Genomic DNA, 11,943 nt, shown 5'->3' on the forward strand with positions numbered 1-11,943 from the left:
TGCATTCAATTCGTAATTCGTGATTGATAATTCGTAATTTAATCTCCCTGGTCAGTGGTAAAATCTTCAGCAATACAAAACATCGTAAGTCTGAAAAAGTAAATCCTTTAACTGTGAAACGAACTACCTGGTTTCTCTTTTTATCCTTACTGGCCACCATATCATCACAGGCCCAGAAGAAAGCCGACCGGAAAACCCTGGGCAATTTACAGGCACATGTGAGCTACCTGGCCAGCGATCAGCTGGAAGGCCGCAGAACCGGCACCCCCGGCGAACAATTAGCCGCCACTTATATTGCCGGCCAAATGAAAGCAGAGGGTTTAATACCCAAAGGTGATAGCGGCTACCTGCAAACCTTTATTGTACGGGAGGGCCGGGAAATTGCCGGCGCCACCCGGCTTACCATTAATAAAGAAAGCTTTACCGCCGGGGAACAGTTTGTGCCCCTCCCTTTCAGCGCTGAAAAAACCGCTAAGGGCGATGTGCTGCCCCAGGTAAAAGAACCGGATAATATATGGCTCATAGATGTGCAGGACCTGGACCTGAATCCGCATGCCTCCCCGCTGGAGGAGTACCGCAAAAAGGCCCTGGAAGCCGCTAAGAACGGCGCCAACGGCGTTATTTTCTTTAACTCCAGGGACAATATGCCAACAGCCTTGCAATGGCTGGATGAAAATGTCAAAAAGCTAACCATACCGGCGCTGTGGGTGAATGATGCGGTCAGCAAAAAACTTAAGAGCGATGATGCCGACGGTTTCCAGATAAACCTGCAGGTAGCTTTTAAACAAACCAAACGTACCGGCACTAACGTGATCGGCTATATTGATAATGATGCGCTTAAAACAATTGTAATAGGCGCACACTTTGACCACCTGGGCTATGGGGAGGATCATAACTCCCTGAGCACCGGCGAAAAGGCTATTCACAACGGGGCCGATGATAATGCCAGCGGCACAGCCGCCCTGCTGGAGCTGGGCCGCCTGCTGAAAAGCGGCCGCTTTAAAAGCAATAACTTCATCCTGGTAGCTTTTTCCGGTGAAGAGCTGGGGCTGTTCGGCTCCAAGTATTTCACCACCCATGCGCCACTGCCCATGGAGCAGGTGAACTACATGATCAACATGGATATGGTAGGCCGCCTGGATCCGGCCAAAGGTTTGCAGATAGGCGGGGTAGGTACCTCACCGGCCTGGGGCCCGCTGCTGCAGCAGGTGCCGCCGGAAGGTATGAAGCTTACGTATGATTCCAGCGGCGTAGGCCCCTCAGACCATACCTCTTTTTACCGCGCCAAAGTACCGGTATTGTTCTTTTTTACAGGCTCGCATGCCGACTATCACAAGCCTACGGATGATGCAGATAAGATCAATTACAATGGGGAGCTTACCGTTATAAAATATATTTACCAGGTAATTGAAAGAACAGAAAAGCAGGAGAAGCTGGCCTTTACACCCACCAAAGAGCCGCAGATGAGCACTGCCCGTTTTTCGGTAACGTTGGGTATTATGCCGGATTATACGTATAATAAAGGCGGCGTACGGGTAGATGGAGTGTCTGACAACAGGCCCGCACAAAAAGCAGGGCTGCTGGCAGGGGATGTGATCGTGCAGCTGGGCAAACAAAACATTACTAACCTGGAAGCCTATATGCAGGCGCTGGGTACATTCAAAAAAGGGGATACCACTACCGTGGTCATTAAACGGGGTAACAAGCAACAGCAATTTAAAATACAATTCTAACCATGCGATATTTCTTATTGTCCATCCTGCTGCTGGCAGCCTGTAACAGTGGCGGCCGTAATGAGCAGAACACAGATAGCTATGACCTGATCACGCAAAAAGTATATGTGCTGCGCCAGGTAAAACCGGCTGCAGGGGATACTACAGCTGCCGCTGCACAGCAAAAACAGCAGGAGCTGATCAGCTACCTGGAACAGCACCAGTTTACCCGCCACGTAGCCGCTAAGGATAGCCTGCTTTTCAGGCGCAGCAACGGACAGGAAGTAATTATTGAACTGCCCGTACCCCAGGATGCCTGGGAAGCGCAGACCCTCATTGTATTTGATCCGCAAAAAAACCCGCTGTTTGTTAATTTGCATAAAGGGACGGAACAGATCGACGAATACATTAAAACGAAATAGGAAATAGATCCTGCATCGTACTTCATACCTCGTTAATGGAGAATCTCATTCTACTGGCAGACGCCTATAAATACTCGCATCACAAGCTGTACCTGCCGGGTACAGAGTATATTTACTCTTACCTGGAAAGCAGGGGCGGCAAGTTTGATAACACTGTGTTCTACGGGTTGCAGTATTACCTGAAAACTTACCTGCAGGGTATTGTGTTCACCAAAGAAAAGATCAATGAGGCAGAGGCCCTGCTGCAGGAAGTATTTGGCCGGGAAGATGTGTTTGACCGCCGCAGGTTTGAATACATAGTACACACCTATGGCGGGCACCTGCCCGTGCGTATCAGAGCTGTACCGGAGGGAACGGTAGTGCCGGTACGCAATGTGCTCATGACCATTGAGAATACAGACCCTGCCTGCTTTTGGCTTACCAACTTCCTGGAAACCCTGCTGATGCAGGTATGGTATCCCTGCACGGTAGCCACCCTTTCCCGGGAAATAAAACAGATCGTAAAACGATATTATACCGCCACAGCCAGCGCAGCCTCCTTTGCAGGTATAGACCTGGTGCTGAATGATTTTGGCTTCCGGGGCGCCAGCTCTGTAGAAAGTGCAGGCCTGGGCGGCAGCGCCCACCTGGTGAACTTTTCCGGGAGCGATACGCTGCCTGCTTCCATTTTTGCCAAACGGTATTACGACGCACAGCAGGCCCCCGGCATTTCTATTCCCGCTACAGAACACTCTATAGTAACCCTGCTGGGTGAAAAAGGAGAAGAAGCTATTTTTAAACATGTGCTGGATACGTTCCCTACCGGGGTAATAGCCTGCGTATCCGATTCCTACAATATTTTCCGCGCCTGCGGGCAGTATTGGGGTGAAGATCTGAAACAGCAGGTACTGCAACGGGAGGGTACCCTGGTCATACGCCCGGATAGCGGCGACCCGGTGCGTACACTGCTGCAGGTATTTGAGATCCTTTTTAAACAATTCGGCTACACCACTAATGAAAAAGGCTACAAAGTATTACCCCCGCAAGTGCGCGTAATACAGGGTGATGGTATCAGCCTTTCTTCCATCGGTAATATTTATGCTGCCCTGCAGCAGGCCGGCATTAGTGCAGAGAACCTGGCCCTGGGCATGGGCGGTGCTTTACTGCAACGCGTAAACCGCGATACGCAGGAGTTTGCCCTTAAATGCTCCTATGCTATGGTGAACGGAAAAGATATTGATGTACAAAAGAACCCCATGGAGCTGAATGCAGAGGGGCAGCTGCGCACTTCCTTTAAACATTCCAAAGCCGGGCGTTTAAAGCTGGTAAAGGAAAATGGGGAGTACCGCACCCTAACGCTGCAGGAGGCGCCCGCCTTAGCCGATCAGCTGGAAACCGTTTTTGAGAACGGCCACCTTGTAAAGGAATATTCCTTTGCAGATATACGGGCCAGGGCCGGGCAATGATCTTCAACCTTTATAAAAAAAGGAAAGCCGGGATATGATTATTCCGGCCATTTACCTAAACCTACAACTGTTACACTGTTAGTAACTGTTAATTACTCTAAGCTGAAAGACGGTGCAGATGCCGTTACCAGGTACTGGCCGGCCAGCTTACGCCCTTCAGGGGTAGAAATACCCATAATATAGTTAAAGGTGATCTCCTGCATCACCTGGTGCATATCAAATTGTTCGGGCGGATATTGGGCCTGGTCAAAAGCAGCATCCAGCTGCAGCTGCCGCATACGGGCCATAATATCCATCTTCAGGTAAGGGTGGTACAGGCCTTCCTCTATGCCCCTTTCCAGGTTTTCACGAATGCCCTGTAATACATTGTCCCGTCTGAAATCTTCTACCGCCTGCCCTACTTCCGGGTGGTATTTGCGTACCTCGTGCATCATTACCGGGTTCATGGTACGGGCCAGCACTTCCAGTATGTGCGCGGTTTGCAGCTGCTCTGCAATCGCGTTATCTGCCTGCCGGCGGCCATGGTCCAGCTGCTGCTGCAAGCCGTCCAGCACAGTTTGTACACCGCTTTTTATCAGTGCTTCCTTATCCGCAAAATGCTCATACACTGTTTTTTTTGAAACGCCGCACTCCTTGGCAATATCAAACATGGTTACACTTTTGATACCGTAGGTCCTGAATAACCGAAGCGCCGTTTCTAATATCCGTTCCTGCAAGGTCATACTTTCCGTCTTTTGAATTGAATGCCTGTTGTTTGTAAGAAATCCTGCTTTTTATCCTTTCTTTCTAATTTTCGACTATTTCCGTTTTCGGGTCAAAAGTACGGGTAATTTCCTTATTTGGTAAGTAGAGTTGACCAATTAACAGTACCGTGACAATTGTTGTAACACATGAGAGGTTGGGGTAGAAAATAGGGTAGGGTTTTATGTAGGGGGAGTTAGATCACAATAAAAAAGGCGGTCCCTTACAGACCGCCTTTTTTTATATCGAAGGTATTACATCCTCTTTTCCGGTTAGCCCGGGAATATTATTTCAGCTTTTCCAGCGCTACTTTCAGCTGCTGCAGCATAGCCGGTATTTCTTCTTTTACGCAGGTACCTACGCTCAGGCGGTACCAGGAGGAGTCCCTGGAAGAGCCGAACGCATAGAACGGTACTACCGCCAGCTTAGCCTCGTCCAGTATGTAAGAGGTAACAGCTGCCTGGTCGGCCAGTACAGTGCCATCAGCTTTTTTCTTACCCTTCAGGTCCAGGCGTATGGTGAGGTAAATAGCAGCCTGCGGTGCAATACAATCCACCGGGTGGCCGGCTTTCTTCAGTGCGGCAAAACCTTCATAGATCTTTACCAGTCTTTCTTCTACTTCACCTTTAAAGTGCTGCAGGTATTTATTTACAGCCTCCTTCTGACCCAGGTACCTGGCGGCGGCTTTTTGTTCTGCCATCGGGCTCCAGGCGCCTACGTGGGAAAGAATGGATTTCATTTTACCAATTACATGCGCAGGTCCTAAGGCCCAGCCTACACGCACACCGGTAGCGGCAAAGGCTTTACTCATACCATCAATAAAAATGGTGTAGTCCTTCATTTCCGGGCGCAGGGATACGGGGTTGTAGTGCTCTGTTTGTCCGAATGTAAGCACCCAGTACATCTGGTCAAACATTACGTACAGGGGTTTTTCATCTGCGCTGCGGCTTTTGTTCTCTGCTACCACCAGGTCGCAGATCTCTTCCAGCTGCTGTTTGCCAAAGGCAGTACCGGTAGGGTTCTGCGGAGAGCACAGTGCCAGCAGGCTGGCGCCTTTCAGCAGGGGCTTCAGCTCCGCTGCAGTAGGCATAAAGTTATTTTCCGCTGTAGTTTCCAGCACCACATGCTCCGCTTCCAGGAAGTGGGTATAGTGGTTGTTGTTCCAGGAAGGCGTAGCATAAATGATCTTTTCGCCACGGTCTACAATGGTGCGGTAAGTAGCATATATGATAGGACGGCCGCCGCAGGAGATCACGATCTCTTTGGCAGGATCATAGCTGAGCCCTTCTCTTTCAGCAATAAAATCGCCCACTGCTTTTCTCAGTTCGGCAATACCATCTGCAGGAGGATAGTTCGTATAGTGTTCCTTATACGCATTAATGATCTCCTGCTCAAACTCAACGGGAATAGGGAATACCTTGGGATCAAAGTCGCCGATGGTAAAGTTGTAGATCTTCTCGCCCTTCGCCTGCTTCTCCTTTATCTCACCGGCCAGCTTAATAATTTCAGAACCAATCAATGTTTCGGCTAAATGAGATAGTTTCATAATTCCCGTGTTTTTATGGTGTGATTAATTTTTTTTAGCGCGCCAAAGGTAACCGATCTGTAAACAATTGAAAAGAACCTGCTAATTCTTTTTATATTATTTAATAGAATGGCAATTGAACGATGTTTTATTTAATAAAGGGGGTAAAATACGTACTTCCTGTTTAATATTAAGCAAAGTGCAACTCTTTGAAACCGATAGGATAAAAAGATAAAAAGGTAAATTAGGGGGAATACTAAAACTTTCTATCTTTGTTCACATTCGAAATTTACCATGTGCAACCGGGCATGAACGCAAGGTTCCATCAGACCAATAAAAAAATCAAACATTAACCGATGAAATTTATTGTTTCTTCCTCTACTTTGTTAAAGCAATTACAACAGATCAGTGGGGTGATTAACTCCAATACGGTATTGCCAATATTGGAAGATTTTCTTTTTCTGATTGACAAGAACGAACTAACAGTGGTGGCAACCGACCTGGAAACTGTAATGAAGGTAAAGCTGGAGGTAGAAGCAAAGGAGAATGGCCGCATTTGCATCCCTGCTAAAATATTAATGGACTCATTAAAGAACCTGCCGGATCAGCCGCTCACCTTTAATGTAGATATGAATACCTACGCAGTAGAGATCACCTCCGATAACGGTAAGTACAAAGTAATGGGCGAAAACCCGGAGAACTTCCCCAAGGAGCCTACTGCCGATGATACCACTTCTTTTACCCTGGTATCCTCTGCCCTGGTTACCGCCATCAACAAAACCCTGTTTGCGGTAAGTAATGATGACCTGCGCCCGGCCATGACCGGCGTGTACTTTGAGCTGGCCAACAAAAGCCTCACTTTTGTAGCTACCGATGCGCACCGCCTGGTAAAATATGTAAGAACAGATGCTAACTGCCCCCAGGCAGATAACTTCATTGTGCCTAAGAAGCCGCTGAACCTGCTGAAATCTGCTTTACCCGATAACGAAAGTGAAGTAAAGATCTCTTACAGCCAGAACCACTTCTTTGTATCGCACGATGGCGCACAGATGATCTGCCGCTTAATAGATGCCCGTTTCCCGGATTATAAGGTAGTTATTCCGAAGGATAACCCTTACCGGCTTACCATGGCTAAGACCGACTTCCAGAACGCCTTAAAGCGTGTAAGCGTGTTCTCCAATAAAAGCACCAACCAGGTAGCGCTGAACATTAGCGGCAGCGAGCTGCAGCTTTCGGCCCAGGATGTGGATTTCTCTTTTGAAGGTAATGAGCGTATGAGCTGCCAGTACACCGGTGAGGATATGCAGATTGCTTTTAACGCCAAGTTCCTGATCGAAATGCTGAATGCGGCCGAAGGGGATGAGATCAGCATTGAGCTTTCCACCCCCACCAAAGCCGGCATCCTGAAACCCTCTGATAAAGGGGAGAACGAAGACCTGCTGATGCTGGTAATGCCACTGATGCTGAACAATTGATAAAAAAAATGAATATAGAAGAGGCTTAAAGCCGCTCCCGGCCCGTATTAGCACGAAATAATATTATTAATTATTCACTCTTCATTATTAAATTATATATAAGGCAATCTCTTCCATGGAGGTTGCCTTTTTCTTTGTCCACAGTGCATTTGAGGCGAAATAAATTCCCCGGAAAGTCGTAATTTAACAGTGGAAAAAGATTCAAAAAGGACAGTTTCATTTTTAGGATAGTAACTAACAACGTAAAAATACCATATACCATGCCTATGAGCGGGTTGCCGTATTTTTACTGTATTCCCCGCTTTAAGCATAGCATTTGAACCACGTTTACGTTTGTTAATTTATTCTGCGAAAACTGAATACAGGCTCTCATGGAGACTTTTTTTGAACACATCCCATCGTCTTACAGGACGGGTTTACTCGTTATTGGATTGTTGCTGCTGTGGGTAATAGAAGGATTCATTCCACGGTTTGCGTTAAAGTATAACCGTTACAGACATGCAGGTACTAACCTGTTCTTTACCGTCACTACGGCCATCATTAACCTGGGGTTTGCCTTTGCAGTGGTAAAGTCTTCCGAATGGACCAGTCATGTGCAGTTTGGTTTATTATACTGGATGGGTGTTCCATTATGGCTGCATACTATAATGGCGCTGCTGATGCTGGATTTTATGGGCGCTTACCTGATACACCTGGTACAGCATAAGGTGGCCTGGATGTGGCACTTTCATAAGATCCATCATATAGATACGTCTATAGATGTTACCACCGCCCTGCGGCACCATCCGGTGGAAAGTGTGTTCAGGGTGGTAGCCTTGGTAGCAACCATCATTATCATGGGTATTCCCATCTGGATGGTGATGTTGTACCAGAGCCTGTCGGCGCTGATGTCGCAGTTCAACCACGCCAATATACACCTGCCGCACTGGCTGGATAAGGGGTTGAGCTGGATCATTGTATCACCGGACATGCACAAGGTGCATCACAGCCGGTACCAGCCGGAAACGGATTCCAATTACGCGAATATCTTTTCCATCTGGGACCGTATCTGCGGCACATTTGTAACAGTACCGGATACCCTGCAGCTGAAATACGGGCTGGATGAGTACCAGGAGCCAAAGTACCAGGAGATAGGCCCCCTGCTGAAAGCGCCCTGGGAGCGGCCCGACGGGTTTGTAGAGAAGCCCGTTAATTCATAGTGCGAGTTATTATTTTTTATATTTCTATAATCTAATCAAAAGTGATATGGCACAGCAACATCACATCGCAACAACAAAAATTGCCGGTTTCATAGGCATGGCAGCCGGCGTAATTGCCGCCCTTATTTCATTCCTGACCAAGGCTCCCGGCATCGCCGTAACACTAGGTGGCATTGCCACTGTAATAGGCGTTATTTCTTTATGGATGTCCCGTAAGAACACTGACGATATGCAATTGGCTACCGCGGGTCTTTTCATGGCCGTAGTATCTTTGGTTATCGGCCTGTCCGTAGGATGATCCGTGGTTAAATAAAAGTTTTAAACGGTTAAAAAGTAAAAACCGCTCATGTGGTAACGTTCGTTACAATGGGTGTGTTTTTACTTTTTGTTTTTAATATGGGTTTGTTTGTTCGCTGATCACTGGTTGCGGATTGGTTATACCGCCTTTTGCCGCTGTTTGTGTGCAGCTGCTTTCTTTACAACACTGTTCCCGGCGGCAAGCTGCACCGCTGTTTATAGCCTATGACCAAACAATTCATTCGCATATCCATTCAAAAGGCATAGGCAGTAGTACACCGCAAGCAGCCCCTCGCTTGCGGTGAGTAAATGGGCGTTGATAATACTATAAGGAAAACAATTCCAGTATTCCAGTTGCAGGTTTTTAAGCAATTGCAAAATTATCACATAGCAAACCTGGCCGTTAATCGGATCGGGAATTTATGGGATGCTGCGGATCTATAATAAGGCGGTTAACAGTCAGCCCAATGCTGCTGCGGATAAGGATTTGAACAATCGTATAATAATATTGCTGAAATGCTGATTTTAAGAATCCGGAAAATTACGTTTATATCTATACCCCAGGACCAGGAAAACATCCCGTTTCAAAACCCGGTAACTACTCCGCTTTTTTACCTTTTACTTTTTTACTTTTTACTTTCTTCACTATTTCCTTTTCATATTTCTCCAGGTAACCTTCAGCAGCTTTTACGGGAAACAGTACCAGCGTTGAGTCTGTTAATTCTTTAATGAGAACGGTATCTATGGTAGCGGCGGAATCTTGTTTTTCCACGCCTTCCGTATGGTTCCAAAGCAGCAGGGTATCTTTTACCAAGCCCCATTTTTCGTATACCAGGGTGTACATATTCAGAGAGCGGGCTACGCTGTCTTTACGCAGATCAAAGCCCTGTTTTTGTTTATCCAGGCCGGGTACCGGCTGCAGCCATTTGCCAATAAGCTGATCCGGGCTGTAGCTGATAGTATCTGCGGTAAGGAGGGCCGTGTCGGCGGCAGCTGCAATACTGTCTGTAACTTCCAGCAGGCTGCTATCGTCCTCCAGTTCTGCTTTTGAGGCAGGCGCCTGTTGCCGGCAGGCCATCATGCCAGCTAACAAAACCAATAATGACAGGCGTTGTTTGATCATAGGTTTCCAAATTACGAATTAATGCTGAATGCGTAGCGCTTAATGCTTAACACAAAGTACTGCACACCGGGGGCATTGAACACAACATTACGTATTCAGCATTACACATCCAACAAACGGGCTTCAGCATTAAGCGTTCGGCGTTCAGCATTAAGTCTCATTGAAAATTCGTAATTCTCTCCTATCTTTACGCTTCACTTTAGGGGTGTTTCCCGGTGCAAGCCGGGAAGCTGAGATGATACCCTCAGTACCTGACGCAGCTCATACTGCCGGAGGGAAAAGTACTGAACTCTCTCTTTAATTCACATCCTTAAAGTTTATTGTTTCATTTTAAACTCCTGTAAACACATGGAAGTACTTGTGAACAATAAACTTTATGCGGTGCAGCCGGAAACCACGGTGGCTGCCCTCTTACAGTTTATTCAACTACCATCCGCAAAAGGCATTGCCATTGCCATTAACAACCAGGTGATTCCTAAGATCCACTGGGAACAGCAGCTCCTGCAATCGCAGGATAAAGTGATGATCATCCGCGCCACACAAGGAGGATAGGCCTTGCGGGGAATTACGAATTTTCAATTACGACCCCGCTAAGCGGGGCATAAGCGCCATTGAAAATGCTTATGAAAGCGCATAATTGATTAGAGCAGATTTATGTGCTCTGACGATCTGTGTTATTTGTGATTGCCTGTTTGTAATGATCCCTGCTGTAAATGGATCATGAATATCTTCTGCGTTGGATTACCCATGCCCGGTAAATTATTCATCACCATTATTTCTGTTGGCGCTTATGAAAAGCTTCGCCGTATTTAGCCATGGCCTTAAACCTCCGGCATTACGCGTTCAGCATTCAGCACGCGCTACTCTGCGTTAAGCATTCAGCGTTCTGCGTTCCGCATTCATTATTAATTCTTAATTATTAATTCCAACCCATGTCTCATTCCATCAGCCGCTCACCCTTTCCGGCTTCCAGCAAAATTTACATTCCCGGTCAGCTGCATAACATCCGGGTTGCCATGCGTGAAATAACTTTAACGCCTACACAGCTCAATGGTAAGAACGGCGCCGCCGTTCCTAATGCGCCAGTAGTGGTGTATGATACCAGTGGCCCGTTCACAGATCCGGCGGTTAATATTGATGTGCGCGAAGGCCTGCCCCGCCTGCGGCAGCCCTGGATAGAAGGCCGCAATGATACGGAGCCTTTAACAGGGCCTACCTCTGCCTACGGCCGTGAAAGGCTGGCAGACAGCGGGTTGGACTCCCTGCGGTTTACGCAGCTCCAAATACCGCTGCGCGCTAAGCCCGGCCGTAATGTATCGCAAATGCACTACGCACGGCAGGGCATCATTACCCCGGAAATGGAGTACATCGCCATCCGTGAAAACCAGTGTGCGGAACAGCTGTTCAAAGAAAATAACGCCCTGTGGCAGCAGCACAAAGGCCATTCCTTTGGCGCCAATACCCCGGTACAGTTCATTACGCCGGAGTTTGTGCGGCAGGAGGTAGCTGCCGGCCGTGCCATTATTCCATCCAACATCAACCACCCGGAAGCTGAGCCTATGATCATTGGCCGCAATTTCCTGGTAAAGATCAATGCCAATATCGGCAACTCGGCCGTTACTTCCAGCATCGAGGAAGAAGTAGAAAAAGCAGTATGGGCCTGCCGCTGGGGCGCCGATACCATTATGGACCTCAGCACCGGCAAACATATTCATGAAACACGCGAGTGGATCATCCGCAACTCGCCCGTACCCATTGGTACCGTGCCTATTTACCAGGCGCTGGAAAAAGTAAATGGCAAGGCAGAAGAGCTGACCTGGGATATTTTCCGCGATACGCTGATAGAACAGGCAGAGCAGGGGGTAGACTACTTTACCATTCATGCCGGCGTGCTGCTGCGGTATGTACCACTCACGGCTAAACGTATTACAGGCATTGTATCCCGCGGGGGCTCCATTATGGCCAAGTGGTGCCTGGCCCATCATAAGGAAAACTTCCTGTACA

Annotated in this window: 11 protein-coding genes and 1 riboswitch; of the genes, 8 read left to right on the top strand and 3 right to left on the bottom strand. The window is 47.7% G+C overall.

Annotated elements, in window-relative coordinates; translation table 11 throughout:
• Positions 1 to 113: 113 nt before the first annotated feature.
• From KVT36_RS17670 to KVT36_RS17680, 3 genes are read left to right on the top strand one after another with little or no spacing between them, the layout of a single operon-like run.
• Positions 114 to 1,733, top strand: coding sequence for a M28 family peptidase (locus tag KVT36_RS17670; protein ID WP_217604784.1), 1,620 nt, complete (start codon positions 114 to 116; stop codon positions 1,731 to 1,733).
• 2 nt (positions 1,734 to 1,735) lie between these two features.
• Entirely contained in the window at positions 1,736 to 2,134 is a 399-nt protein-coding gene (locus KVT36_RS17675) for a hypothetical protein (RefSeq protein ID WP_217604785.1), read from the top strand.
• Between the two features lie 35 nt (positions 2,135 to 2,169).
• Positions 2,170 to 3,579 carry a nicotinate phosphoribosyltransferase gene (locus KVT36_RS17680; protein ID WP_217604786.1) on the top strand — a complete coding sequence of 470 codons (1,410 nt, stop codon included), beginning with the start codon at positions 2,170 to 2,172 and terminating at the stop codon, positions 3,577 to 3,579.
• A gap of 92 nt (positions 3,580 to 3,671) precedes the next feature.
• On the opposite strand, the gene KVT36_RS17685 is transcribed toward KVT36_RS17680, so the two are convergent.
• Together KVT36_RS17685 and KVT36_RS17690 are read right to left on the bottom strand one after the other, a co-directional pair.
• Positions 3,672 to 4,301, bottom strand: a complete 630-nt coding sequence (locus KVT36_RS17685) for a TetR/AcrR family transcriptional regulator (RefSeq protein WP_217604787.1) — start codon at positions 4,299 to 4,301, stop codon at positions 3,672 to 3,674.
• 305 nt (positions 4,302 to 4,606) lie between these two features.
• Entirely contained in the window at positions 4,607 to 5,866 is a 1,260-nt protein-coding gene (locus KVT36_RS17690) for a pyridoxal phosphate-dependent aminotransferase (RefSeq protein WP_217604788.1), read from the bottom strand.
• A gap of 335 nt (positions 5,867 to 6,201) precedes the next feature.
• On the opposite strand from KVT36_RS17690, the gene dnaN reads away from it, so the two are divergent.
• From dnaN to KVT36_RS17705, 3 genes are all read left to right on the top strand, one after another.
• A complete protein-coding gene (gene dnaN, locus KVT36_RS17695; protein WP_217604789.1) occupies positions 6,202 to 7,320 on the top strand; it encodes a DNA polymerase III subunit beta in 1,119 nt (372 codons plus the stop codon).
• 371 nt (positions 7,321 to 7,691) lie between these two features.
• Positions 7,692 to 8,519 carry a sterol desaturase family protein gene (locus tag KVT36_RS17700; RefSeq protein WP_217604790.1) on the top strand — a complete coding sequence of 276 codons (828 nt, stop codon included), beginning with the start codon at positions 7,692 to 7,694 and terminating at the stop codon, positions 8,517 to 8,519.
• Between the two features lie 46 nt (positions 8,520 to 8,565).
• Positions 8,566 to 8,817 carry a hypothetical protein gene (locus tag KVT36_RS17705; protein WP_217604791.1) on the top strand — a complete coding sequence of 84 codons (252 nt, stop codon included), beginning with the start codon at positions 8,566 to 8,568 and terminating at the stop codon, positions 8,815 to 8,817.
• A 597-nt stretch (positions 8,818 to 9,414) separates the two neighbouring features.
• On the opposite strand, the gene KVT36_RS17710 is transcribed toward KVT36_RS17705, so the two are convergent.
• Complete coding sequence (locus KVT36_RS17710; protein WP_217604792.1) at positions 9,415 to 9,939, bottom strand: lipocalin family protein; 525 nt, start codon at positions 9,937 to 9,939, stop codon at positions 9,415 to 9,417.
• A gap of 191 nt (positions 9,940 to 10,130) precedes the next feature.
• Positions 10,131 to 10,234: riboswitch (TPP riboswitch) on the top strand.
• 53 nt (positions 10,235 to 10,287) lie between these two features.
• Here KVT36_RS17710 and thiS point away from each other — a divergent pair.
• Entirely contained in the window at positions 10,288 to 10,491 is a 204-nt protein-coding gene (gene thiS, locus KVT36_RS17715) for a sulfur carrier protein ThiS (protein WP_089906831.1), read from the top strand.
• Between the two features lie 380 nt (positions 10,492 to 10,871).
• The coding region (locus KVT36_RS17720; RefSeq protein ID WP_217604793.1) for a phosphomethylpyrimidine synthase ThiC at positions 10,872 to 11,943 on the top strand (1,072 nt) is incomplete at its 3' end.

This window comes from Chitinophaga sp. GbtcB8 (genome assembly GCF_019091455.1).
Lineage (GTDB): Bacteria > Bacteroidota > Bacteroidia > Chitinophagales > Chitinophagaceae > Chitinophaga.